The 23290-nt window shown below is 32.2% G+C and carries 20 protein-coding genes and 1 tRNA gene; 3 read left to right on the plus strand and 18 right to left on the minus strand.

What is annotated here, in order from left to right:
• Positions 1-42: 42 nt before the first annotated feature.
• From HNP99_RS05850 to HNP99_RS05870, 5 genes are all read right to left on the minus strand, one after another.
• Positions 43-417: a DNA primase gene (locus HNP99_RS05850; protein WP_173852258.1), complete on the minus strand. Its 375-nt coding sequence runs from the start codon at positions 415-417 to the stop codon at positions 43-45.
• Positions 418-426: 9 nt separating this feature from the next.
• The gene (locus tag HNP99_RS05855; protein ID WP_173836213.1) at positions 427-1398 is read right to left on the minus strand and encodes a deoxyhypusine synthase family protein; all 972 of its coding nucleotides are present in this window, start codon (positions 1396-1398) and stop codon (positions 427-429) included.
• Between the two features lie 92 nt (positions 1399-1490).
• Positions 1491-2891: a type III PLP-dependent enzyme domain-containing protein gene (locus tag HNP99_RS05860; protein WP_173852260.1), complete on the minus strand. Its 1401-nt coding sequence runs from the start codon at positions 2889-2891 to the stop codon at positions 1491-1493.
• A gap of 288 nt (positions 2892-3179) precedes the next feature.
• On the minus strand, positions 3180-4259 hold the full coding sequence (gene aroB, locus HNP99_RS05865; protein ID WP_173852262.1) for a 3-dehydroquinate synthase: 1080 nt from the start codon (positions 4257-4259) through the stop codon (positions 3180-3182).
• Positions 4260-4265: 6 nt separating this feature from the next.
• Entirely contained in the window at positions 4266-6650 is a 2385-nt protein-coding gene (locus tag HNP99_RS05870) for an O-antigen ligase family protein (protein WP_173852264.1), read from the minus strand.
• Positions 6651-6816: 166 nt separating this feature from the next.
• Between HNP99_RS05870 and HNP99_RS05875 the strand changes: the two genes are divergently transcribed.
• A complete protein-coding gene (locus HNP99_RS05875; protein ID WP_173852266.1) occupies positions 6817-7986 on the plus strand; it encodes a proline dehydrogenase family protein in 1170 nt (389 codons plus the stop codon).
• 70 nt (positions 7987-8056) lie between these two features.
• Here the strand turns inward: HNP99_RS05875 and HNP99_RS05880 are convergent, their stop codons facing one another.
• Both HNP99_RS05880 and HNP99_RS05885 read right to left on the minus strand, forming a co-directional pair.
• Complete coding sequence (locus HNP99_RS05880) at positions 8057-9379, minus strand: porin (RefSeq protein WP_173852268.1); 1323 nt, start codon at positions 9377-9379, stop codon at positions 8057-8059.
• 10 nt (positions 9380-9389) lie between these two features.
• Complete coding sequence (locus HNP99_RS05885) at positions 9390-11180, minus strand: ABC transporter ATP-binding protein (protein ID WP_173852270.1); 1791 nt, start codon at positions 11178-11180, stop codon at positions 9390-9392.
• A 217-nt stretch (positions 11181-11397) separates the two neighbouring features.
• Here HNP99_RS05885 and HNP99_RS05890 point away from each other — a divergent pair.
• Positions 11398-11472: transfer RNA gene (locus tag HNP99_RS05890), tRNA-Val, on the plus strand.
• A 77-nt stretch (positions 11473-11549) separates the two neighbouring features.
• On the opposite strand, the gene HNP99_RS05895 is transcribed toward HNP99_RS05890, so the two are convergent.
• Both HNP99_RS05895 and HNP99_RS05900 read right to left on the minus strand, forming a co-directional pair.
• Positions 11550-12575: an alkane 1-monooxygenase gene (locus tag HNP99_RS05895; protein ID WP_173852272.1), complete on the minus strand. Its 1026-nt coding sequence runs from the start codon at positions 12573-12575 to the stop codon at positions 11550-11552.
• A 688-nt stretch (positions 12576-13263) separates the two neighbouring features.
• Positions 13264-14673 carry a glycosyltransferase family 2 protein gene (locus tag HNP99_RS05900; RefSeq protein WP_173852274.1) on the minus strand — a complete coding sequence of 470 codons (1410 nt, stop codon included), beginning with the start codon at positions 14671-14673 and terminating at the stop codon, positions 13264-13266.
• A gap of 329 nt (positions 14674-15002) precedes the next feature.
• Between HNP99_RS05900 and HNP99_RS05905 the strand changes: the two genes are divergently transcribed.
• Positions 15003-15920 carry a bestrophin family protein gene (locus HNP99_RS05905; RefSeq protein WP_173852276.1) on the plus strand — a complete coding sequence of 306 codons (918 nt, stop codon included), beginning with the start codon at positions 15003-15005 and terminating at the stop codon, positions 15918-15920.
• 34 nt (positions 15921-15954) lie between these two features.
• Here HNP99_RS05905 and HNP99_RS05910 read toward each other — a convergent pair whose 3' ends face one another.
• From HNP99_RS05910 to HNP99_RS05950, 9 genes are all read right to left on the minus strand, one after another.
• Positions 15955-16518, minus strand: coding sequence for a hypothetical protein (locus HNP99_RS05910; protein WP_173852278.1), 564 nt, complete (start codon positions 16516-16518; stop codon positions 15955-15957).
• 12 nt (positions 16519-16530) lie between these two features.
• A complete protein-coding gene (locus tag HNP99_RS05915; protein WP_173852280.1) occupies positions 16531-17097 on the minus strand; it encodes a DUF3575 domain-containing protein in 567 nt (188 codons plus the stop codon).
• Positions 17098-17318: 221 nt separating this feature from the next.
• On the minus strand, positions 17319-18251 hold the full coding sequence (locus HNP99_RS05920; protein WP_173852282.1) for a transglutaminase-like domain-containing protein: 933 nt from the start codon (positions 18249-18251) through the stop codon (positions 17319-17321).
• A 22-nt stretch (positions 18252-18273) separates the two neighbouring features.
• Positions 18274-19125, minus strand: coding sequence for a substrate-binding domain-containing protein (locus HNP99_RS05925; protein WP_173852284.1), 852 nt, complete (start codon positions 19123-19125; stop codon positions 18274-18276).
• Between the two features lies 1 nt (position 19126).
• Complete coding sequence (locus HNP99_RS05930; RefSeq protein ID WP_173852286.1) at positions 19127-19654, minus strand: GNAT family N-acetyltransferase; 528 nt, start codon at positions 19652-19654, stop codon at positions 19127-19129.
• Positions 19655-19774: 120 nt separating this feature from the next.
• Entirely contained in the window at positions 19775-20644 is an 870-nt protein-coding gene (locus HNP99_RS05935) for a nucleoside phosphorylase (protein ID WP_173852288.1), read from the minus strand.
• Positions 20645-20768: 124 nt separating this feature from the next.
• Complete coding sequence (locus HNP99_RS05940) at positions 20769-21098, minus strand: translation initiation factor (RefSeq protein ID WP_173852290.1); 330 nt, start codon at positions 21096-21098, stop codon at positions 20769-20771.
• A 604-nt stretch (positions 21099-21702) separates the two neighbouring features.
• Positions 21703-22086, minus strand: coding sequence for a GxxExxY protein (locus tag HNP99_RS05945; protein ID WP_173852292.1), 384 nt, complete (start codon positions 22084-22086; stop codon positions 21703-21705).
• 180 nt (positions 22087-22266) lie between these two features.
• Positions 22267-23217 (minus strand): isopenicillin N synthase family dioxygenase, encoded by a 951-nt coding sequence (locus HNP99_RS05950; RefSeq protein WP_173852294.1) that lies wholly within the window; start codon positions 23215-23217, stop codon positions 22267-22269.
• Positions 23218-23290 lie beyond the last annotated feature (73 nt).

The following is a 23290-nucleotide window of genomic DNA, read 5'->3' on the forward strand; positions in this document are numbered from 1 at the left end:
GGAACTCCATTTTAGAGTTCCTTTTTTTATTTATATGCTTTTTTAATCTTCGTCATCGTCATCATCATCTTCGTCAGAATCTTCACTATCATTATCCGGTCTGTCCAAATTATCGTCATCTTCATCGTCATCTTCGTCATCATCTAAATCAAGCCCTTTAATTGGCATGATTGGTTCGATAACATCATCGATTTCATCATCTTCATCGTGGTTTTCGATACGGTCTGCTAGTTTCATACTTACTTTAACTAAGTAAATAGTGTCTTCAGTTCGTACTTCAACAGCTTCAATTAATTCGTTTTTAGCATTTCTAAAACGAATGATATCTGAGTCATCATAACCATCAGGAAATCTTTCAACCAATAAGTTTAAGATTTCGTTTGTAAGTTTTGCGTAATCAACAATTACTCTTTTCATAATGATATTCTATAGGTCTAATATATAAGCAAAAATAAGCGGTGCTACAATTGTAGCATCAGATTCGATAATAAACTTAGGAGTCTTAATATCTAGTTTACCCCAAGTAATTTTTTCATTTGGTACTGCTCCAGAATACGAACCATAACTCGTTGTAGAGTCTGAAATCTGACAGAAATAACTCCAAAAAGGAGTTTCAGGCATTTCCATATCTTGGTACAACATAGGAACAACGCAAATTGGGAAATCTCCAGCGATACCACCACCAATTTGGAAAAAACCAACTCCATTAGCAGAATTTTTAGGATACCAATCTGCTAAAAATGTCATGTATTCTATTCCAGATTTCATCGTAGAGACTTTTAAATCTCCTTTAATGACATACGAAGCAAAAATATTTCCCATAGTACTATCTTCCCATCCTGGGCAGATAATTGGTAAGTTTTTTTCTGCTGCAGCATACATCCAGCTGTCTTTTAGGTCAATTTCATAATATTCTTCTAAAACACCTGATAAAAGCATTTTATACATAAATTCATGCGGTAAAAAACGTTCTCCTTTGTCGTCAGCATCTTTCCAAATCTTGTAAATGTGTTTTTGTAAACGACGGAATGCTTCATGCTCAGGAATACAAGTATCTGTTACTCGATTTAATCCTCTTTCAAGTAAATCCCATTCTTGTTCTGGAGTCAAATCACGGTAGTTAGGTACTCTTTCGTAATGTGAATGCGCTACCAAGTTCATGATATCTTCTTCTAAATTTGCACCTGTACAAGATATGATTTGTACTTTGTCTTGACGGATCATCTCTGCAAAAATCTTTCCAATTTCGGCAGTACTCATTGCTCCAGCAAGAGTTACCATCATTTTAGCTCCATTTGCTAGCTGTTGTTCATAAGCTTTTGCTGCATCTACTAAAGCCGCAGAATTGAAATGCAAGTAATGCTTTTCGATAAACTGACTGATTGGTCCTTTACTCATTTTATTGGATTTTAATTTTTTAAAAATCGGCTATTGAATATTGTATGCTTTCAAATATAGCGAAATTTTATTTTGACTGATTATGTAATTATTTATTTTTTATTGTAACCTAGAATTTTTAGCACATCATCAGAAGTTTGTTGTTCTGAGAAAACTTCTGTTGCAATAATTCCGTTTTCATCCCTATCTATTAAGATATGTTTAGGTTGCGGAATCAAGCAATGATGTAAACCTCCATAACCTCCTATGGTTTCTTGGTAAGCTCCAGTGTTGAAAAAACCAATGTACAATGGTTTTTCTTTATTGTACTTGGGTAAATAAATGGCATTCATGTTTTGCTCAGAGTTGTAGTAATCATCGCTATCACATGTTAGTCCACCTAGTAAAACGCGTTCATAGGTTTCATTCCATCTATTAATTGCAAGCATAATAAAACGCTTGTTTATTGCCCATGTATCCGGTAATGTGGTAATGAAAGAGGAATCAATCATGTTCCATTTTTCTCTATCATTTTGTTGTTTTTGATACAAAATCTGATAAATAGCTCCACCACTTTCTCCTACAGTAAATGAACCAAATTCTGTAAAAATATTAGGGACATCAACTTCTGCCTCGTCACAAGCAATTTTAATTTGATTGATAATTTCATCAATCATGTATTGATAATCATATTCAAATGCTAATGAATTTTTGATAGGGAAACCACCACCAATATTCAATCCATCAAGCGTAGGACATTCTTTCTTTAAGGCAATGTATACTTTAATACATTTAACTAATTCATTCCAGTAATACGCTGTATCATTGATACCGGTATTAATAAAAAAGTGCAACATTTTAAGTTCTAAATTGTCGTTCTCTTGAATTTGTTTTTTGTAAAAGTTTACAATGTTTTTGTACCCAATACCCAATCTTGAAGTATAAAATTCAAATTTAGGTTCTTCTTCTGCAGCAATACGAATTCCTATTTTGAATTTCCCTTTGATCTCTGCTTGTAGTAAGTCTAACTCTTCGTAGTTATCAATGATTGGAATGGTATTTTTATGTCCGTTATTAATTAAACGAGCAATATTTTCTATGTATTGGTCTCTTTTAAAACCATTGCAAATTACGTAAGTACTTTTATTAATCTTCCCATTTGCCATTAAATTCTCAACAATATTAATGTCAAAAGCCGAAGAGGTTTCTACATGAATATTATTTTTAAAAGCTTCGTTCATTATAAATTCAAAATGAGAACTTTTAGTACAATAACAGTAAAAATATTTACCATCGTACTTATTTTTCTCCATTGATTTCCTGAACCAACTTTTAGCTTTATTTATATTGTTTGAAATTTGTGGTAAATAAGTAAACTTTAATGGCGTACCATATTTTTCTACTAATTTCATCAAATCAATATTATGAAACTGAAGGTTGTCTTTGTTTAATGTAAATTCTTCTTGTGGGAAATAGTATGTTTGATTTATTAAGTCGGAATATTTAGTATTCATTGTATTTTGAGTATAAAAGATTATTGAAATAAAACGGAATTAATCGAGTATTCAAACCCTAATATTCGCATATATAATTTGTAGTTTTTTATTCTCAAGTTTTAAATACTGAAAAATATCAAAAGTAAAACTTCCTTTAATAGAATAGAGGTGTTTCAATACTCTTGAAAAAGAACTATTGTTTTCCATTCGATTCGACCGATAATTACCTTTGTTTTTAGTGTTTTTCATTGCTACAAATGTAAAAAATAAAATATACCCAATGCAATCCTTTTGCCTAAAAATAAATTAAGATTTATAATCCCTAAAAGCATTAAGAATTAATTCATTTTCAACCAATTGATTTATTTTTATTTTACCGATGCTTTCAATTAGTGCAAACTGAATGCTACCGTACTCATTTTTTTTATCGTGAATTAGCAATTCAAGTATCGGATCGATGTCTTTTTCGTCAAAAGAAATATCATCAAATATTGCTTTTATCGCAGTTTTTATCTCATTATATTCTGCATCGGTGATTAAATTCTTCTCTAATGAAATATAACTTTCTAAAATCATCCCCACCGCAATTGCTTCTCCATGCAGTAAGGTTGTTTTATCATCACTTTCTAAAAAGTAACTTTCAATGGCATGACCTAAGGTATGTCCAAAATTCAATGACTTACGAATATTTTTCTCAGTGGGATCTATTGTGACAATTTCGTTTTTAATAGCTACTGAACGATGAATTAAGGGATCAAAATCAGCAAAATCAATTGCATCTAAATCTAAGAATTGTTCCCAGTAGTTTTTATCGAAAATTAAACCGTGTTTCAACATTTCGGCAAGACCAGAACGCATTTCGTTTTTTGGGACTGTTTCTAAATAATCGGTATCAACTAATACCATTACGGGTAAATTAAAAACACCTATTTGGTTTTTTAAATTTCCTAAGTCTACACCGTTTTTACCTCCTACAGAAGCGTCAACCATAGAAAGTAGGGTAGTAGGTATGTTTATAAAATCGATTCCTCTCTTAAAAGTAGAAGCCACAAAACCACCTAAATCAGTAACAACACCACCACCTAGATTGATCACTAAACTTTTTCTATCTGCTCCTAGTTCTGTTAGAACATTCCATATTTGAACGCAAGTTTCAATATTTTTATTGATTTCGCCATTTTCAAATTCAATGATTTCAATCGTTAAATCGGTTTCTAAAACTGGTAATAATTTAGGTAAACAAAACTCATTTGTATTACTATCAACAATGATAAATAAGTTAGAGTATTTATTTTCTTTTAGATGTATGTTTAATGCTTCGTACCCTTTTTCATTAAAATAAATAGGATGATTACTCGCTTGTATTGTTGTTAGATGTGTTGACATAATGAATTAATTACAGTATTGGGCTACTATTTTTGCAGCTCCAGGATAGTTTTTATTTTCGGCCGCAATCATATTTTTACAACCTTTTTCTTTATTATTTGTATTCAAATAGCTGGCTCCAAGTATAAACTCAGTCTTACCATCTATAAGTAGTGGCGAATTTAAGGTTTTTTCTAAATAAACGATAGCTGATTTAAACTGATTCGTCTTAAAATAACAAATTCCTATATTCTGTGTTATTATGATGTTATTTGGATCTTCTTTTGAAGCTTTTTTGTAATATTCTAATGCTTTATTAAAATTTTCCTTAGCTGCATATTGCGCTGCAATGATAATATTACTTGGTGCGGTTACATTAATTTGCTGAGTATTTTTGGCTTTAGCCAATGCTGCATCCTTCTGAAAGGATTTTTTTCTATTCAATAAAGTAGAATCCTTAGGAAAAATAACTAAACCAGAATCGATAAAATCAATAATTCGGTTGTTTGAATATTGTGATTGTGCCAAAGCGCTTGATGTATTTATCCATACGCTTGGACTCTGGATGTACTTGATGTACTGATTATGGGTTTTTAAAATAGCCGTTGTATCTTTTGCATTAGCATCAACAACTAATGCCGATAAATAATAATCTTCATTTCGAGGTCTGATTTCAAAAGCTTTTTGAGCATAGTAACGGGCACTATCGCTCATTTCCTTCTCTTTATAAATTCTATATTTATACCACTCGGCTCTTCCGGTGTAAGGATTTATCTTTTCTGATTGGTTAAAATATTTAATCGCTTGATCGTATTTTTTTTCTTTTACAGCATAAATTCCCGCTAGTTCTATATAAGGTTGTGAATTTGTTGCTACGTTAGGGAATTTTGGAATCTTTGTCAAAATCTCGTCATAACTATAGGTGTAATTAGCTTCACCTTGAGCCAAATCTATTACAATATCATTCTCTAACTGATAGGCTTTAAAAGTGCTGTACGAAAAATACAATGCAACCACACTTAATGTAGTTATAGTCAAAATCAAATTTTTATTAGCTAATCTAGTAGTAGTACTATCTTCAATATTAGTATTGATGACAGTCAAAACTAAAAACAAACAAAAATTAATTTGCATGGTAGTTCTATACAACGGAAAATTAAATAAAGCATCAATACCGTAGCTAATCATTAATAGCAAAGCTAAAAAAGCAATTATACGCGTTTGTTGCTCATTTTTAGTACTACATCTTTTAATATTTACTGCTAAAGCAAAAAAGAATAGAGACAAATAAACGATTAGGTTTAAAAATCCAGTTTCGGCAGCAATTTCTAAAAAGTCATTATGTGGATGATCAGAAACTGTTAGTCTGTTTGAAATTTTCTTTTCGAAAGGAATCGATTCTACCTTCCAGTTTCCTAATCCAATTCCGAGCACTGGATTACTTTTGGCTATTTCAATAGCATTTTCCCAATACTTTAATCGAATATTAACCGAAGCATCATTTTTTTCAGGACTTATAGTAGCAACCCTATCAGATATTGAACTAAACCTTTCTGTACTCTCTGATTTTTTGAATAATAAATTAGTTATTAAAAAAGCAATTATTAATGGCAACAATACTGTTGTAAGTAAATTGATATTTAGCTTTTTATTTGATTTCATAATTGTTAGTGTAGCAATAAAACCAATAACGATTAAAAACAAGGCAATATAGGAAGCTCTAGAGGCGATTAACAAAATTAAAAGTGTGGCTATAAATAAAGTCAGACTTAAAAACCATTTTTTCCACTTAGAGAAATGAACAATTCCTAAAAGTAAAAACGGAATTTTACCCGTTAAACTTGCTGCAAATATGTTGATGTTTCCTGTATTTCCTTTTATTGCACCAAAAGCCGCTACTAAACTGCTAGACTTAGCAAGATTTATAAAATTATTTAATTCAATAAAAGATTGAATAAAAACACTTACGGCTATTAACAGTGTAATATTATAAATAAGATGCAATCTATTATGAAGGAGTATAGCGAGATTGACAAACATACAAAACACAATAGTTAGCTGCATAAAACTCACTATTGCTAAAGAGAAATTGTGAGCGGTAACTGTAGAAACTGCACAGATAATTAAAAAAATTACATACGCTTTAATTACCCAGCTTTTTTTGAAAACCGTGAAAATACTATTAGATAGTAGCGCTGGGTTTTTATAAATAAATAAACTTGTAATACTATTTATAATCGAAAGGTATAAATATTGAGGAGCAATAATCTCGAGACTACCCAATTGTGCAAAGAAATCAATAAGTAAAATGCTAAAAATAAAAAGCATTGTCATTATCTCAAAATAGTTATTATTGTTGTTTAAAGTAACTGAATTGGGATTATTGGTATCGTTTTTACTTTTTTTAGCCATCTATACTGGGTTGTGAAGTTATATTTTGGATCAAATTTATTGATTATTTTCTCCTGGAGTCTTTTTTTTACTAAAAATTATCATAAAAAAGAATTTGGATATTTTTTTTGAGAAATTAGCAATCATAAAATCAAACTATAGCTATATTTGCGTAAAAAACCACCCTATGGACAAAATATTTAATAATACGCAAGTAGCCTTTTCATTAAAGAGCGATACGGAACTGGATCGTGCTTATTTTTTATTCAAAATGATTGCTAATCAGCCTTTGGTTCGCATTGGTACAGCAGTAACAAACTTTGCTTTAAAAGCACATTTACCTGTTGAAGGATTGATTCGTGCTACAGTATTTGATCACTTTTGTGGTGGTATCAATGAGCAAGACTGCCTCTCTGTAGTTGATAAAATGTATACCAAAGGAGTTTCTTCGGTTTTGGATTATTCTGTTGAAGGAAAAGAAGAAGAGGATCAGTTTGATGCAGCTTTAAAAATGACTCTTAAAACAATTGAATTTGCTAAAGAGCGTTTGGCGATTCCGTTTGCGGTTTTTAAACCTACGGGACTTGGACGTTTTGAATTGTATGAAAAAATAGGACGCAATGAATTATTAAATCCTACTGAACAAGCTGAATGGGATCGAGTAGTAACTCGTTTTGATTTAGTGTGTAGTGAAGGTCATAAAAAAGATGTTGCTTTATTGATTGATGGTGAAGAGAGCTGGATGCAAGATGCTGCCGATGATTTAGTCACTAATATGATGCGCAAGTACAATAAGGATAAAGCAATTGTATTTAATACACTGCAATTGTACCGTTGGGATCGATTGGATTATTTAAAAAAGCTGCACGAAACAGCAAAAAATGAAGGTTTTTATATCGGAATGAAATTAGTTCGTGGTGCTTACATGGAAAAAGAAAATGTACGTGCTACCGAAATAGGATATCCAACACCTATTTGTGCTTCAAAAAATGATACCGATATAAATTATGATACTACTGTAAAATACATGTTGGAACACTTAGACCAAATGTCAATTTTTGCAGGTACACATAATGAATCAAGTACTTATACTTTAATGAAATTAATGAAAAGTAAAGGAATTGAGTCGAATGATAACCGTATATGGTTTGGACAATTATATGGTATGAGTGATAATATCAGTTACAACTTAGCCGAAAATGGTTATAATGTAGCTAAATATTTGCCATTTGGACCAGTTAAGGATGTGATGCCTTACTTAATTCGTCGTGCGGAAGAAAATACTTCAGTAGCGGGGCAAACAAGCCGTGAATTAGAAATGATAAAAGCAGAAAGAAAAAGAAGAAAAGAAGATTAATGGCTCACTTCTAAATAAAAAAGGTTTCGCCATTATAGCGAAACCTTTTTTATTACAATTATTTAGAAATTTAGAAAGATACCTGAAATTGCAATACAAACATGTCTTTACGGTCACTTTGAGAATACTTTATATCAGCTGTTTTATCAAATATAGCTCTGCTTTGATATCCTAAACTTAACTTAGGACCTAATGATCCTGTTAAGTAATAATTAGCGCCTAATTCATACATACTCATTGGGCTGTTTAGTGCTTCTAAGTCGGCTATTTGACCTGCTGCATAAGCCTGAATACGGCCTTTTATATTGGCATCTTTTGCTTTAGCAAATAAATAACCTACTTGGCTATAATAAATATTTCCGGTTCCAACACCAATGAATCCGTTACCAGAACCATTAATAAGCGATCCATCAGCAATTGCAGGATTAGGAGTTGAGATACTACGAATGTAGTTTTTCCCGAAATTACAATTATTGTAAGCAGCATAAACGGTCAATGCATCTCCTTTTGCACTCAGAGGTTTATCATAAAAAATATCTAATCCTAGAATATTCATGTCCTCATATAATGTAGCCGTAGCATCATTAGGATCTACTCTCCACATTGATTTTGATTGCGTTAGATAGCCCGCAGCAATATTAAATATTTTTTTAGTTCCTAAATAAGTTCCTTTATTGTACGGTTCGTTATTAGATTCTTTATCTGCAAAAGCATAGGTCAACATACCTGAATATTGCGCTTTTGGAGTGTGTGTACTAATTGTAGAATTAAGATTCAAAGTACTTGTTGCATTGCGATACGGATTTGTGATCGCTACACGATAGCTTAATTTATCAAACATTCCTTTGGCATAAATACTTAAATTTCTGTTTCCAAAAGTAGATGAGATATTAATATTCTGTTGGTATATAGGTGCATCCAGTGTCATTTGTGAAGAAGAACTATTTGCAGAATAGCGTGTAGTTCCAGCTCCCCAAGCCGTTAGACCTCCACCTAAATTAAACTTTTCATTAAAACGGTATTCACCAATAGCGTCTAAAAGAGATAGTGGTGCATTAGATGGTCCAGAATTTTGTGTAAAATTGATATTGTTTTGCCCTAATTGAATATGGAAAAAAACATTATCAGTAAGCATACCGCTTGCTTGTAAACGCAACCTCCTAATTAAAACATCAGTAGATTGTGAAACTACATTATCACCAATTTTACTATTCGGATTGAGCTCAGTGTAACGTCCCCATATTTGTAGGTTGGCACCAAATTTAATGTATTTTTTTCCATCTTCAGAAAGGTTTACTACAAACGGACTTTTATTCTCTTGTGCTTGAATAGCAACAGATTTTAAAAAAAATAAAAATAATAGAACAGCTGCTTTATTTAGCTTTGTTTTCATTGGTTGTTAATTAGAATTCGGTAAATTGTAGGTTACTTAAGTTTTTATATTTTCCATTTTCTAAAGCCATTAGTTCTTGATGTGTTCCTTTTTCAGAAATAACACCGTGGTCTAAAACTAAAATTTGGTCAGCACTACGAATGGTTGAAAGACGGTGGGCAATGATAATACTGGTTCTTCCTTGCATCAAAATTTCTAATGCTTCTTGAACTAATTTTTCACTTTCACTATCTAAAGAAGAAGTCGCTTCATCTAAAATCAAAATACTTGGATTTTTAAGTAACGCTCTAGCAATGGCAATACGTTGTCGTTGCCCTCCAGAAAGTTTAATTCCTCTTTCTCCCACAACGGTTTCAAATTTTTCAGGAAAACTTTCGATAAAGTTCAACGCATTGGCTTGTTTAGCTGCAGTGTAAATCTCCTCATCACTAGCATCAGGTTTACCGTAAGCAATATTTTCTTTAATTGTACCTCCAAAAAGGATTACATCTTGGGGAACAATACTCATGTTTCCACGTAATGTTTCAAGATCGTAATCGTAGATGTTTTTATCATCAATAGTAATAGTACCACTTTCAATATCGTAAAAACGAAGTAATAATGACGCAATAGTAGATTTACCAGCACCACTAGGACCTACAATGGCAATTTTTTGGCCAAAAGCCACATCAAAATTCACATCATTTAAAACTTTAATTTCTTTACGCGAAGGATAGCTAAAAGCAACGTTTTTAAAACATACTGTTCCTTTTAATTTTTCAATATTTGCTGTGTTAGGAGTTGTAGAAATTACCTCTGGCACTTCATCAAGCAGTTCAAAAACACGCTCAGTAGCACCCACCGCTTTTTGAATTTGTGCATACATTTCAGCAATTCCACCAAAAGAGGCTCCAATAAAAGTAGTATACAATATAAAGGAGATCAAATCTCCAACACCTTCTACTTCACCTTTAATTGTCAATGTGATTCCGTACCAAACTACAGCCACAACGCATCCAAAAAGACACAATATGATAAAGGAGGCAAAATACCCTCTATATTGTCCCCCTTTGATAGCGATTTTTACTATTTCGTTAATCTTATTTTTATAGCGTTGCAATTCATACCACTCATTGGCAAAAGCCTTAACATTAGTGATTCCTTGCAGTGTTTCTTCAACAATAACTTGACTTTCGGCTACTTTGTCTTGAGTTTTCTTTCCGTATTTACGAATAAAACGACCAAAAAGGACTGCTCCTACCGCTACAATAGGAACAATACATAGCATCATTAAAGTCAATTTAGGAGAAATGCTTCCCAAAATAATGAATCCACCAACAATTAATATAAATTGACGTAGAAATTCAGCTATAGTAGTAGTAAATGTATCTTGTAATTGCGAAATATCAGCACTAATGCGACTATTTAATTCTCCAACACGTTTTTGAGAGAAAAAAGTCATTGGTAACTTGATTAAATTCTCATAAAGTGCAAAACGAATGTTTGATAACGAATTTTCAGTAAAGTTTACAAAGAGTGATATTCTAAAGAAAGAGAAGATTGCCTGCAAGACTAAAATTCCCATTAAGGCTAGGGCAATTTCGTTAGCTTTATCTAAGTCTTTATTAGTAACACAGTCAACTAACATTCCCATTAATTTAGGAAAGGCTAGGGCAGTAGCACTAGTTAATAATAAGAAAACCAATCCAACGAAGAATTTCCATTTGTGGTTTTTAGCATATTTAAAAATCCTTAATGCTTTGTGAAGTGAATTCGAATTTAATTTCGCTTTCGGTAAATCATTTTCCTTGTACCTTGCCATTATAATTTGTTTATGATGCAAATGTACCACTATAGGGATTCATTACAAAAAAATAATAATCACAATATTTTTTAGTAAGTTATTGTATTTGAGGATAAAAGAAAAAAGAGGTGAAATTTTATTAAAATATTTTTAAAAAACGCTTGTAAATACCAATTCTAGGTGTATCTTTGCACCAGCAATAACGAACAACACGCTTCGTGAAAAGCTAAGAATAGGGCGATTAGCTCAGCTGGTTCAGAGCACCTCGTTTACACCGAGGGGGTCGGGGGTTCGAACCCCTCATCGCCCACAAACTACAAACCTCATAAATCAAACGATTTATGAGGTTTTTTTTATTTATAAGCTATTTTTTATATAAAACTCGCTTCATGAATTTACAGGTACTTCCTTATTCATTACAGAAAACCAAAGTGGTGGTACAAGCGCCATAACCATTGAGCAAGGGTAGCCGTAAGGTAGTTTCGGACTTTGATCTTTATGCTCTAATATCTGGTATTTTTTTGTGGCTTTAAAATGATGATCACTGTGTCTTGTTAATTCATATAAAATGATTCTTCCTGCGCTGTGATTCGAATTCCAGCTGTGTAATTCCGATACTCTTTCATAACGTCCTGATGCGAGCTTTTTACGTTCTAAACCATAATGCTCAATGTAATTTATAGTTTCGAGCAATAAAAGCCCAACAAAACCAGCAAAAACAGCAAATAACAATCCTTGTATACTAAAAAGTATAAAAGTTAGCAGTAAATACAACACATGCATCAGTTGAAACCATAACATATCATTATTTATACTCCAAAAAGAGGTGTTATTTCTTTTATTTAAATTGTTTTGTATTTGCCAAGCTTGTGTATAGGTTCCTGATACTGTTTGGACCCAAAAAGCATATATATTCTGATTTTTTCTTGCCGTTGATGGATCTTCGGGTGTGGCAACATTTAAATGGTGACCATGATTGTGCTCTATAAAAAAATGTGTATAAAAAGACGGAAGAAGTAGTATTTTTGCTAATATTCTTTCGAATTTTTTATTGCGATGTCCTAATTCATGTGCTACATTAATTCCGTTGCTACCTAGAACGATCCCGACGGAGAATACTAATCCGATCCATTGCCAAAGTGGTATGTTTTTAGTTAACAATGTGAGCTGCGCAAAATACAGTAATGAAAAGATAAAAAGCACGTTTACGTACAACATGATGTCGTACAATACTTTTTTACCTCTACTTATTTTTTCTTCTTCATCATAATTTTGACTGTCTTTTGGCAAATATTGCTCTAAAATTGGCAGTAATCCAAAAGTAAATACAGGTGTGAGCCAAGTATAAAAACCAAGTGAATAGATTCCTAATGCTGCTAGTAATGGTAAAATATAGGCGCCAAGATATTTCATGCTTTTTTATTTAGGGATCATAAAATTAGGCTTTTAAATTTATTTTTATAAGTTTTCCGAAAATTAATTTTAATGAGTATTTTACAAACAAATTTAATAGCAGACAAAAGAATATGACATTCTAGCCCATCAAGAAAATTTGAAATAATTTAGTGGTTGATGAAAAGTTAGCGTTTGCAATAAATTGCTCTCGTTTTGTCAGTAAACGAATAGAAAAAATGAATTTATATCTCGCCTTTTACTATAAAATAAACCACTAATAAAGCTGTCGCTAAAGTTAAAATGTAACCTATCCATAAGTTTATATTTTTATATTTTTCAGAAATGATATCATGATATGAGCCTTTAAAAATCCAAAAGAAAAAACTGATCTTAATTTTGATATCGAGCAGGTATTTACCTGCGATCACTACAATTGTCATCTAAAAGAAATCTAATAAAACTACCTCTAATTCAGCACCTAAAGCCGTATAATTATGTATGGAACTAAAATAATTGTCTTCTGGTAAAGTAACAATTTTATCTTTTGCAGGATTTGCATGAATTTTATCTAACTTTTGACGTATAAATTTTTAACCGTTACTTAGTTTTATCAAACTATCGCAATACAAAAAAAAACCGACGCAATATTAATTTGAGTCGGTTTTTTTAATGATACAATTAATGAAACAACATTACTGTATTAATTTTATTTTTGGGGTAATTCACGCGTTAACCAACCACTTTTTCCTGCTGTTGCAATGGCATAAGGTGCAATCCAAAATAAACCAAAAGTGTACAAAACACTGTAAGCATAAGCCCATAATGATTCAGCAGCGCTGTATTTTTTAGCGTAGAAAAGTACTGGAAAACTTGAGAAAATTAATATTCCTAATAACGTTGAGCTTAAAAATAATAATGGATGCATTATTATAAAAAACAATGTAAATAATAAAAAAGGGTACGTCATTGCTATTGTTAGAAACTGGTTGATGAACAATAATCGTGTTCCAACCTTAGACTCTTCTTTAAAATTTGTAAAAACATATTTAGCCATAGCTAAATTTTCACGAACATTACTACGTCCCCAACGGATGAACATTTTGTACAATCCTTTATATTGTTCTGGTACATCAGTCAATACAATTGCATTACGTTGAAAAAGTACTTTTTTTCCTTGTTTCAATATCATATTCGTCATTGCGCGGTCTTCACCAATATCTGATGCAGTTCCCATAAATTTTTGGTTGATCCAATCAGGAAGACATTTAAACACAGCTGAACTTCTATAAGCTGCTAAAGCTCCAGGAGTACACAATACACTTCCTAATTGACTTTCAGCAGATCTAACAAATTCAAAACTCATTACGAAGCTTACGTTTAACATTTTTGGTAAAATAGCATTTTTGTTATTCAAAACACGCACATTTCCTGCTACAGCACCACAACTTTTGTCAACTATAAACGGACTAACCAAGTTTCTTAAAGTATCTGTTTTTATGATTGAATCACTATCAATTGTTACAAAAATCTCTCCTGTTCCCATATTGAAACCACGATAAAGGGCATGTCTTTTACCCATGTTTTTTGGTTGTTGAAAAATAACAATTTGGTCACCCAATTCTTGCTTAGCTTTCTTCATCCAATCCCATGTATTGTCTTTACTACCATCATCAATGGCTAGAATTTGAAGCTTATGTTTTGGAAAATCACTATTAGCAATACTTAATAAAGTTTGATACACTAGATTTCCTTCATTATAAGCAGGAACAATCACGGTACAAGTAGGCAATAATTCATCAGTAACTGACTCGATAGGTTTGTATTTAAAATATAAAAAAACATTATAAAGTAAAAACGAAATTTTGAATAAAAGCAAAGCAAGCGTTACTCCTAGAAAAGCTAATCCAAGTGGTGAATTGATTCTACTTTGATTAAAGTTATAAAATTCAGGCTGTAGGATATACACAACAGATGCACCACCAATTAGTAACAACATTGTTGCCGTTAAAATAATGCGATTGGTTAGCATACTTTTAGACGGTTTCGTTTTATTTATAGTAGCAGTATCTTCACTAGTAAAGAAAATGCTGTTTGCGTTTAGAGTTTGTGTTTTCATATTGTGTACTTATTTGATTGAGTATTTGTTTTAATCAATTAAGCAACTCTTGTTCCAAAACCTCTAAACACTACAATACAGTGGCTTAAGCTACGGTGCCAATTTTAATAGTGTATACATATTACCCAAAAAGTATCCATTACTCAACATTGTTCCCTGGAAATATTCTTATTCCAGATCGTTATACTACAATTACTATTTTTTTATTGCTATTGAATAATGAAATACTACCTTATAATAGAGCGAAACGATCGCATTTTGAAATCAACTATTATTTTTAATTTTTATCGAAATCTATAATGTTAATCAAGAATTAGTATTTTTACGATATGATTACAAAGAAAAAAACCAACTGGTTTAGTATGCTGTTTGAATGGAACGGATCAGTGCTACCACAATTATTACCTCGCTTAACAATACTCTTCATTTACACTACTGTAATTGTTTATTTTAGAGATTTTCTACATGAAAATAATTTCTATATCAATCCAGCAATATTTACACTCTTCGGAATCGCATTAGCTATATTTTTAGGTTTTAGAAATACGGTTAGTTACGATCGATTTTGGGAAGGCAGGAAGCTTTGGGGTTCGCTTTTAAATGATACTCGTTCTCTAGCGCGTCAATCACATACATTAATTGATGGTGATGATTATAAAGAACAGCAAACCCAATTCGTTTTACTCTTATCTGCTTTAGTACATGCTTTAAAACATCAATTAAGAGAGACAAATCCCGACAATGATATGCAGCGTTTACTAGGAAAAGGATACGATTGCAAGTTGCAAGCAGCAGTTTTTAAACCCATAATGATTTTGAAAGAACTTGGAATCTGGGTTAAAAATGCAAAAAGAGACGGTAAACTAGACAGTATTACTCAAATTGCTTTTGATGAAAACCTTAATAAACTATCAGATATAATAGGAGGCTGTGAAAGGATTTCTAGCACACCCATTCCGTATACTTATAGCATTTTACTACATCGTACAGTTTATATCTATTGCTTTTTATTGCCTTTTGGTTTTGGAGAAAATATGTTGTGGATGATGCCTTTTGTACTTGTTTTTATTGCTTATACATTTGTAGCGCTTGAAGCCATTGCTGATGAACTAGAAGATCCTTTTGGCGTAGAGCCTAATGATCTAGCACTTGAAACAATGGCAAATAATATTGAAAATACGTTAGCTGAAATAGATAATAAAAAAATTGAGGCCATAGTGCCTTCTACAGATTACTTCGTTATATAATTTTAATTACTAAAAGCAAATAATTGATATTTAGTTAGTTAATTGAAAAATTATAATAACCATTTTCATCAACATCATTTATTGAAGTTGCTACATATAGTGCCAAAACTGAATTATCTGCATAGGAGGGTGCTATTATATTGGCGATGTTTAATCGATACTCTCCTTTTTCGAGTAATGGAATACCGACTCTAAATTCATATAAATTACTGACTGGATCTAGAATGCACAAACAGTAATTACCATAATAACTATTCAGTTTTCCTTTTTCTAAAATTAAATTCTCTCCTATATCAATTGTACTCCATGTTCCGTAAGCAGATTTTTTTTCTAAATAATAACTAAAATAATATTCATCTGAATTTGTAGTTTTATAAATATCTAAAAGCGTATCAAAGCCTGTTTCTTGTAAATATCTAGAAAAACTAGCATTTACATATAATACATCATTTAATTGATAGCTTTTTTTAGTTTCAATTTTGATTGCATTATCAATCGTAATTGTTTTTGATCCCATTACTATATCTTCTGGCTCTCCACAGCTAGAAAATACTATCAAAGATAAAAAAGCGATAAGGTAATTTATTTTCTTTTTCATAAGAACTATTTATTAAAATCGATATCCTGTACTAAGACCTACTCTTGATAAAACAGCCGGGCTTGAATTGTTAAATAGGTTAAAACCCAATCCTAAATTAAAATTAATGGGAAAACGTTGCGCAATATAAACTTTATACCCCACTGAAGGACCTATGGCAACATCAATATAGTGGTCATTAATCTTGTCATAATACCCATAATTCTCGGTATTTAATCGCACAATTTTTTCATTGGAACCGCCATTAATTGAACTAAAAAATTCAGCATAAAATAAGCTTTTACTATTATTTGAAAAGGAATACCGAACAAATGGATCTATTTGATATTTTCGTTGTCCTTGAAAAATGCTATACGTATTTTCATGACCGTTTATAATCATAGCACTCACGCCAACCGAAAGTCTGTTTTTTATAAAATATTCATAGGTGAGTTGTATTCTAGAATTTAGAATTAATTTTCCAATATCAATTCTAAGCTCGTTTTTTCGGTTTAAAATAAGTTCTTTAGTTCCTTCGGGTTTTTGCGCCTGAAAAGAAAGGGACATCAATACTAAAAATAAGCAAAACCTTGTTTTCATTTCAACTAATTTGTAATAAAAGTAGGTAAAATATATTACTAAACTATAATTATTTTATACCAACAACTTAGCACCCTTACTTTACTATTGAATCCAAGTTGTGATGCAACACAAAACGCTTAGCCCAGATAGTAGCGTCATCCTTTTTATTTTTTCTTTAAAAAATAAAAAGATATAGCGGATAGCTGGAAATAGCTCCTAAATAAATGCTTTGTATAAATTTAGTTTAAGGTCAAGGCTCCCAGAATTTCTTCGGATAAAAAGGGTCCGCCTGGATATCTCGCGGTGTAGTCTAAGTTTAACCAAACTTGGTCACGTTCATCAATATGATAATGCAGTTGTTTGCCGTAACTTTCTTTAACAAATAATACATTTTTTATCAAATAGTTGACTGTTTCAAGATCATTCATGGTACCAATTAATATTTCCGGATAAATATGCCCTTTAGTATGAATCAGTCGCGGTGTACCGCCAATAGCACGTACTGCAGCCGCCATCAAGATGGAATGATCATCACAATCTCCTGAAAAATAATCTAATGATTCACTTGCCGTAGCAATATAATCTCCGTCTTTAGGATCGTTTACATAATTCCAACGGCCATTTATTTCTTTAAAAACAGCAAAGCATTGAATAATGGTCCTGTAATCAGAATACCCTTTGACATCTTTGAAATTTTTTGAAGTGGCCATTATAGCAAAATTTCTAACCTTTGGGTTTTTATACTCAATGGCATTCAATATCTTTGACTTATTAGGAAAAGGCAGTAATTTAGAAATAATAATATCCTGCGGAAACGGATTGTCAGACATCGTGTAAATCATCGAGTCGTAATCCTCATAAACGCTATTAAAACCGTAATTTCCAAATACGGTTCCATAAAATAATACTAAGACATATATTAAAATACAAATTATAATTATTGTTCTCAACATTCTTAAAATCAACTGTATTACTACAATTAATAATAAAAAAAGCAAAATTCGATCTAGATTGAAAGGCCAATTTAGTTCTATTAAATTTTGATGGGCAACTATAAAAACTGGAATGGCAATAAGAATATTCAAAACAAATATAATCACATCATCCCACGGTTTTTTAACCTGCAGTTTTTGCTTTATATCCTGAAAAGAAATATTTTTAAAGTTTATCATTGTTTACCAAAAAGTGTAAGAACTATAATGTTTTTACAATTTCCTCAAAAGTACCTATTTTATCAATGATTTTAAGCTGAAATAACTGATTTTGGACATTGTTTAACAAATTTTTAGATAATGGATTTTGAGACCAAGTCGTCAAAGCCATCCATTCCTGAATATCAACTGTTTTTTGGTGGTATTTTGTAGCCAAAGCTTCTTCAATATTTGGAATATTTTTAAAGCTTTTTGTTTTTTTATTAATGGTATCTAAAATTGTTTTGATGACCTTTGGATGTTGTTCTAAAATTTCCTCACCCACAGCAATTACAAAGCAAGGCCATGGAGTAGGACAGTCGCCAACACGTCTAAAAACGCCTTTATCAACTAGAGGTTTAGTCATGAAACGTTCCCACATAAAATAATCTGCAGTTCCCGCAGTCAAAGCTTCGACAGCGCCATCAATGGTATTGATAATTTCAAATTGTAAATGATCAGTATTCCAATTTTGATTTCCGGCATTAACGTAAGCCATTAATTGCGATCCAGAACCTACTCTTGAAATAGCACATTTAGTATTTTCTAAGTCGGCTATTGTTTTATAAGGCGACTTTGCAGCTACGTGAATTCCCCATATTAAAGGAGAATCAACATACACTTGTACAATTTTAGAAGGATTACCTGCAACAATATCCTTAACAACACCTTCGGTTAAGATTACAGCAATATCTGTTTCTCCTGAACGTAACATTTGACACATTTTACCCGTTCCTTCTGGAACATCGGTCCATTGTAGGTCGATGTTATTTGCCTGAAATTCGTTATTTTCTATGGCTAAATGCCAAGGTAAATTGAAGTGTTCTGGTACTCCAGCTATTTTAATTGTAGTCATGTTAAATCGTTTTATTTTCTAATTCGAACCAAATACACGGAATTTTATTCCACTCAAACTCATTTTTTGTTTGCATCCCTAATTTTTCCAGAATGTGGCGAGAACCTTTATTATCAATATGTGCCGAAGCATAGATAGTTTTAATATTCATGGTATTGAAACCGTAATCGAGCCAGGCTTTCGCCGATTCATAACCATATCCTTTTCCCCAATAGTCTTCGATAAAGCGATAGCCAATTTCATGAAAATTCACATGTCCATTCTCGGGCTCTGTGATGTACTTTATACCGCACCAGCCTATAAAGTGTTTGGTCTCTTTAAGAATAACCGCATAGCGACCAATACCGTGCTCAACATATTGTTTACGGATGTTGTTAATGTAATCCTGACTTTTATCAATCGTCAGTATGGGATTTTTGCCCAAATACGTGTGCACGTTTGGATTATTGTCTAACGCAAACATTCCTTCGAGATCGGTATTTAGTATTTCTCTTAAAAGAAGTCTTTCGGTTTCGATGATGATGTTCATGGTTATTCATTTTTAGCCCTGATAGGAGCGGCATCTCCCGATTTAGAAAAACAAGGCTTTTTTAAGCCGTAGTTTTTATTTATCGGGAATACAGCGGATAGCAGGATTAAGCTCCTAAAATTAATTAGTAGCCAATTTATCTAATGTATAAGCGATTAATTCATCAACCGCTTTGTATGGATCTGCACTAAAAGTTCCATTGGCACGGTTAGCAATGATGGCGTTTAGTGACAAAGCATGATGTCCTAAAAGCGCCGAAAGACCATATATTGCAGCAGTTTCCATTTCGAGGTTGGTGATTCTATTATTTTCAAAAGTAAAATTATCCATTTTAGAATTCAGTTTTTCGTCTTGAATATTTAAGCGCAATACGCGTCCTTGTGGTCCGTAAAAACCTCCAGCTGTAGCCGTGATTCCTTTGTGCATTTTATCGCTTTCGATTACTTTTTCTAATTTCTCTGAACACGCAATTACATACGGTTTCCCTTTGCGCAAATCCCAATTGGTATGGCTCACAAATGCATCTTCGATCGCTACATTTGAGACTTCGTCGATCAAGTAGGAGCGGAGCATGTTGTCGAGTCCTAAACCGAATTTTGACATTACAAAACTATCCACAGGAATATCTTCGTGCAAAGAACCCGACGTCCCAATACGGATGATATTAAGAGAAGTTAAGTTTTCTTTTGGTTTGCGAGTTTCTAAATCGATATTTACTAAGGCATCTAGTTCGTTAATTACAATATCAATGTTGTCAGGGCCTATACCGGTTGACATAACAGTAATTCTTTTGCCTTTAAAAATTCCAGTTTGGGTTTTAAACTCTCTTTTTTGAGTTGAAAATTCTACGCTGTCAAAAAATTGTGTGATTTTTTCCACACGGTTTTGATCGCCCACAAAGATGATGTCGTGTGCAATGTTTTCTGGTTTTAAGTTTAAGTGGTAAACACTTCCGTCTGGATTTAATATTAATTCTGATGATTGTATCATTTGTTTTTTTTTGTTTTTTCCTCACCCCAGCCCTCTCCAAAGGAGAGGGAGTCAGTGCCGGATTTAGATTTCAATTTTTATTTATATTGTTTTAGTTCCTTCCCTTCGGGAGGCAAGGAGGGGATTATCCACCCACACGTTTAACTTTGAAACCTTTTAGTTTCAATATTTCCATTATTTTATCGCGATAATCGCCTTGTATGATAATAGAATCATCTTTGAAGGTACCACCAACGCTTAGTTTGGTTTTGATTTCTTTGGCTAAGATTTTAAAATCTTCGTCAGATCCTTCGTAGCCTTCGATAATCGTGGTTGCTTTGCCTTTTCTTTTTTCGAACTTACAAATCATAGGTTCTTTTTGAACGTATAATTCATGAGGTGCTTCCTCTGCTTTCTCTTCGGGAAGTGGTTCGTGATCTGGAAAAAGGTTTTTTAATTGGTCTGCTAAGTCCATAATATGTTTATTTTTGCTTGCTGATGCTTTTATGTCAATGCCAATTACCCGTTAAATGGAACGCGGATGACGCGGATTAAACGGATTGTCACGGATTTTTTTGTTTCTTCTCTGTTTTTTATCTTCTTAATCATACAATTAGATACTGCAATTTAACTATTTTGTCTTCAATAAATTAAATGGAACGCGGATGACGCGGATTAAACGGATTGTCACGGATTTTTTTGTTTCTTCTCTGTTTTTTATCTTCTTAATCATACAATTAGATACTGCAATTTAACTATTTTGTCTTCAATAAATTAAATGGAACGCGGATGACGCGGATTAAACGGATGGTCATGGCTTTTTTTGTTTTTTATCTGTTTTTTATCTTCTTAATCATATAATTAGATAGGGCAATTCAATTATTTTGTCTTGCTATAACTCAAATGGAACGCGGATGACGCGGATTAAACGGATGGTCACGGATTTTTTTGTTTATTTTCTGTTTTTTATCTTCTTCTTAATCTTATAACTAGATAGTATATTTTAACTATTTTGTCTATCAATGACTTAAATGGAATGCGAATGATACGGACTTTTCTCTATGATATTATGTCCAGTTTTATTTATAATTGTTTTGATATACTTTTCTAATAAATTCAGGTTTTTTGCCAAAATTTAAAAGTAAGCCAACCTCGCAATCTGTGGATTTTAAATAATTTAATAATTGAAATTCATTTTCTTCAACTAAATAATCTTGTGCTTTCAACTCTAAAATCACCAAATCATCTACGATGATATCTGCGTAATATTCTCCTACTTCAACTTTTTTATAATACACCTTTATCTTTTTTTGAGCTTCTACTTTAAACCCGTTATTTTTAAGTTCATAATACAATGCATTTTGATATACTCTTTCCAGAAATCCATATCCTAATTCGTTGTAAACATCATAAAAATGTTTCAAAACTGACTGAGTTAACTCGCGATGTAAAATACTACTCATAAAATATACTAATGAATTAATAAAAAACTTCACTAAATAATTAATCAGCGAAAATCGGTTTAAATCCGTGTCATCCGCGTTCAATTTTTTTATTTCAGTGCTTATTCGCAATAGTAATCAAAAAGAAAAAAGACATCAAGTAAACTCAATGTCTTTTATTACTAGAAGTAAAATTAGGAATTATTTTTTGATTAAACCTAAATCTACTAAACGTTCATATAAATAATCACCAGCAGTAATATCTTCAAATTGCTTCGGATTTTCTGCATCGATGCAGTTTTCTAAACAGTTTAGTGGCATATCACTAACAGGATGCATAAAAAATGGAACTGAATATCTTGAAGTACCCCATAATTCTCTTGGTGGATTAACCACTTGGTGAATTGTAGATTTCAATCTATTATTAGTGTGACGCGATAACATGTCTCCCACATTAATAACTAGTTCGTCCGGTTCAGCAATGGCATCGATCCATTCGCCTTCGTGGTTTTGAACTTGTAATCCTTTTCCTTGCGCTCCCATTAATAGGGTGATCAAGTTGATGTCACCATGAGCAGCTGCACGAATTGCATTTGCAGGTTCAGATGTAATAGGAGGGTAATGAATAGGTCTTAGAATAGAATTTCCATCTTTAGCATAATTGTCAAAGTAAAATTCGTCAAGTCCCAAACGCAAAGCCAACGCTCTTAATACATAAACTCCCGTTTTTTCAAGCATTTGATACGCTTCCTTACCAACTGCATTGAATTTAGGTAGTTCCTTTACTTGTACATTTTCAGGATATTCTGAAGCGTATTTTGAATCTTCGCTCACATACTGACCGAAGTGCCAAAATTCTTTCAAATCACCCTCTTTTCTTCCTTTCGCATGTTCTGTCCCAAAAGATACATAACCGCGTTGTCCTCCAATTCCTGGAATCTCATAACTGCGTTTTGTTTCTAATGGTAAAGAGAAAAAATTTCTAATTTCGCCATACAGTTCCTCCACTAATTGATCATTTAAAAAATGACCTTTAAGTGCTACGAAGCCAATTTCTTCAAAAGCACTTCCGATTTCATTTACAAATTTTTGTTTACGTGCCGGATCATCCGACAGGAAATCACGTAAGTCAACACTAGGAATTTGTTGCATACTTATAAATTTATTTATTAATATAATAGCTATATTAATTTCATTGCCGTAAATGTAATAATTTAATTTGTAT

The sequence above is a fragment of the Flavobacterium gelidicaeli genome, from assembly GCF_013294005.1.
Lineage (GTDB): Bacteria > Bacteroidota > Bacteroidia > Flavobacteriales > Flavobacteriaceae > Flavobacterium.